The sequence below is a fragment of the Rhizobacter sp. P3_B12 genome, from assembly GCF_056402895.1.
Window position 1 is genome coordinate 1 of sequence record NZ_JBFUGN010000709.1, and the last position, 3,265, is coordinate 3,265.

Genomic DNA, 3,265 nt, shown 5'->3' on the forward strand with positions numbered 1-3,265 from the left:
GGCCAGACCCTCGGCACGGTGGCCGGCCTGATCGACACCGGCCCGCACAGCGTGCTGCGCCTGGCCGCGGCGACGCCGGCCGAGGAGCGGCTGATCCCCTTCGTCGGCGCCTATGTCGACGATGTCAGCCTGGCCGAGCGCCGCATCACCGTCGACTGGGGCCTGGACTACTGATCCCCCGCTGATGCGCTTCGACGTCGTCACGCTGTTTCCCGAGCTTTTCTCGCCGCACCTCACCGTGGGCGTGACGCGCCGCGCGTTCGAATCCGGCCAGGTCGACGTGCGGCTGTGGCCGCTGCGCGACTTCGCCGACGACAACTACCGCCGCGTCGACGACCGGCCGTATGGCGGCGGCCCCGGCATGGTGATGCTGGTCGAGCCGCTGGAGCGTGCGCTCACCACCATCCGCAGCGAGCGTCCTGACGGGGCGACGGTCGCCGTCGTGCACTTCACGCCGACCGGCCGGCGCATCGATCAATCGGTGATGCGCGAGTTCGCGGCCGGTTCCGGCGCGGTGCTGCTGTGCGGCCGCTACGAGGGCATCGACCAGCGCTTCATCGACCGCCATGTCACGCTGGAGCTGAGCCTGGGCGATTTCGTGCTGTCCGGCGGCGAGCTGCCGGCGCTCGCGCTGCTCGACGGCGTGGCCCGGCTGCAGGACGGCGTGCTGGGCGATGCGCAGTCGCACCAGCAGGACAGCTTCTCCGACGGCCTGCTCGATTGCCCGCACTACAGCCGCCCCGAGGTGCTCGACGCCCCGGCCGGACCGGACCCGGTGCCGCCGGTGCTGCTGTCGGGGCATCACGCCGACATCGCCCGGTGGCGGCGCGAGCGCTCGCTCGAGATCACCGCCCGGCGCCGCCCGGAATTGATCGCCGCCGCCCGCGAGCGTGGCGAACTGAGCAAACTCGACGAGAAGTTCCTCGCCGGCCTCGGGCTATAATCGCGGGCTTTTCGATCCTCTACCGGGCGTGGCCGCCTTCTTCTTGAGTGGCCACATCAAAATCAGCAACCGCGCCGGCAAGATCACAGGAGAACCCCATGGACCTGATCCAGACCCTCGAGCAAGAAGAAATTGCTCGCCTCAACAAGACCATTCCCCCCTTCGCTCCCGGCGACACGGTGATCGTCAGCGTCAACGTCGTCGAAGGCACCCGCAAGCGCCTGCAGGCCTACGAAGGTGTCGTGATTGCCAAGCGCAACCGCGGCCTGAACTCCAGCTTCATCGTGCGCAAGATCTCCAGCGGCGAAGGCGTGGAGCGTACGTTCCAGCTGTACAGCCCGCTGATCGCGACGATCGAGATCAAGCGCCGTGGCGACGTGCGCCGCGCCAAGCTGTACTACCTGCGCGACCGTTCGGGCAAGTCGGCGCGTATCAAAGAGAAGCTCGCCTGATCCGTACCCGCGTACGGTCATGAAGAAGCCGCCTCCCCGAGGCGGCTTTTTTCTTGTCCAATCGATCCATGCCGCTGAGCTTCAACCCGCTGGAACTGCCCGTCGAGGGCATCGACGATCACCTCCCCGCCGTCGCGTTGCCGCACCTGTCGCCCGAGGCCCTGCGCAGCCGCTTCCTCGCGCCGCCGGCCTGGTCGCCCGAGATCGCCGCCGAGCGCGCCTTCGTGTCCCGCGCGCCGGCCCACGCCTCGGTGCTGGTGCCGCTGGTGCAGCGCGAGGTGCTGTGCGTGGTGCTGACCCAGCGCACCGACCACCTGACCGACCACCCCGGCCAGATCAGCTTTCCCGGCGGCCGCGCCGAGAGCTACGACGCCGACGCCGTCGATACCGCCTTGCGCGAGGCGACCGAGGAGATCGGCCTCGCGCGCGACTACGTCGACGTGCTCGGCAGCCTCCCCACCTACACCACCGGCACCGGCTTCATCGTGACGCCGGTGGTCGCGCTGCTGCGCGCGGGCTTCACGATCCAGGCCGACCCGTTCGAGGTCGCCGAGGTGTTCGAGGTGCCGCTCGCGTTCCTGATGAGCCCGGCCAACCACCGCCGGCACAGCGTCGAGGTGGGCGGCGCGCGGCGCGAGTTCCTGTCGATGCCGTGGACCGGCGTCGGCGCCGACGGCCGCCCGCGCCAGTACTTCATCTGGGGGGCCACCGCCGCGATGCTGCGCAACCTGTACCGCTTCCTCGCCGCGTAGCCAGCGCCGGACGGGGCCTCGCCGCTATCATCGCGGGCCATGAGTTTCTTCGCCGTCCTGTTCGCGCTGCTGATCGAGCAACTGAAGCCGCTGCCGCGCCGCAACTTCGTGCACGACGGCCTGACCGGCTGGATGCGCTGGACCGGCCGCAACTTCGATGCGGGCCAGGACCACCACGCCTGGGTCGTCTGGTGCGTGACGACGCTGGTGCCGGCGCTGCTGGCCTGGGCCGTCTTCGCGATCGTCGTGCGCTTCAGCCTGGTCGCGGCACTCGCCTGGAACGTCGTCGTGCTGTACCTGACGATGGGCTTCCGGCAGTTCAGCCACTACTTCACCGACATCCGCGATGCGCTCGAGCGCGGCGACGAACTCACCGCGCGCCGGCTGCTGGCCGAATGGCGCCACCTTGATGCCAGCGAGCTGCCGCRCGCCGAGCTGCTGCGCCACGTGATCGAGCATTCGCTGCTGGCCGCGCACCGCCATGTGTTCGGCGTCTTCTTCTGGTTCGTCGTGCTGTCGACGCTCGGCCTCGGGCCGGCCGGCGCGGTGTTCTACCGCATGGCCGAGTTCGCGAGCCGCTACTGGGCCTTCAAGAGCCGCACCGTCGGTGCGCCGGTCAACGAACGGCTGCTCGCGCTGTCGCAGCGCCTGTTCGGGCTGATCGACCACCTGCCGGCACGGCTGACGGCCTTCGGCTTCGCGGTGGTCGGCAACTTCGAGGAGGCGGTCTCGTGCTGGCGCCGCGATGCCGGGCTGTGGAAGCACGCGAACGAGGGCATCATCCTGTCGGCGGCGGCCGGTGCGGTGGGCGTGCAGCTGGGCGGCAGCGCGGCCCCGGGTGTCACGCCCGACCGCTCGAAGACCTTCGACAGCGGGGCACCGGACGAGCTGTCGAACGCCGAAGGCTCGACGCCGGGAGCGCCGCCGCAGACCGGGCACCTGCGCAGCATCGTCGGGCTGGTGTGGCGCTCGGTGGTGCTGTGGATGCTGCTGCTGGCCTTGCTGTCTCTGGCGAACCTGATCGGTTGATTGAATCCCGGATTGGCATCCGGGCTACCAGATCTGTAGCCCGGATGCCAATCCGGGGAGGCGAATCAGAACCGCTGCCGGCCCAGCTC

The 3,265-nt window shown here is 69.7% G+C and carries 4 protein-coding genes and 1 pseudogene; all 5 read left to right on the forward strand.

The window, feature by feature from the left end:
* Positions 1-174, forward strand: a pseudogene (locus AC1D01_RS26625) (ribosome maturation factor RimM); the annotation flags it as partial.
* 10 nt (positions 175-184) lie between these two features.
* Positions 185-943, forward strand: coding sequence for a tRNA (guanosine(37)-N1)-methyltransferase TrmD (gene trmD, locus AC1D01_RS26630; protein WP_477871725.1), 759 nt, complete (start codon positions 185-187; stop codon positions 941-943).
* Between the two features lie 98 nt (positions 944-1,041).
* Positions 1,042-1,395 carry a 50S ribosomal protein L19 gene (gene rplS / locus AC1D01_RS26635; protein ID WP_047500714.1) on the forward strand — a complete coding sequence of 118 codons (354 nt, stop codon included), beginning with the start codon at positions 1,042-1,044 and terminating at the stop codon, positions 1,393-1,395.
* Between the two features lie 68 nt (positions 1,396-1,463).
* Positions 1,464-2,147, forward strand: coding sequence for a CoA pyrophosphatase (locus AC1D01_RS26640; RefSeq protein WP_477871727.1), 684 nt, complete (start codon positions 1,464-1,466; stop codon positions 2,145-2,147).
* Between the two features lie 39 nt (positions 2,148-2,186).
* Positions 2,187-3,176 (forward strand): CobD/CbiB family protein, encoded by a 990-nt coding sequence (locus AC1D01_RS26645; protein WP_477871729.1) that lies wholly within the window; start codon positions 2,187-2,189, stop codon positions 3,174-3,176.
* Positions 3,177-3,265 lie beyond the last annotated feature (89 nt).

Bases quoted from the DNA above. Each gene is read 5' to 3' on its own strand.
- AC1D01_RS26640 (WP_477871727.1), top strand. From the start codon at position 1,464: ATGCCGCTGAGCTTCAACCCGCTGGAACTGCCCGTCGAGGGCATCGAC.
- rplS (WP_047500714.1), top strand. From the start codon at position 1,042: ATGGACCTGATCCAGACCCTCGAGCAAGAAGAAATTGCTCGCCTCAAC.
- trmD (WP_477871725.1), top strand. From the start codon at position 185: ATGCGCTTCGACGTCGTCACGCTGTTTCCCGAGCTTTTCTCGCCGCAC.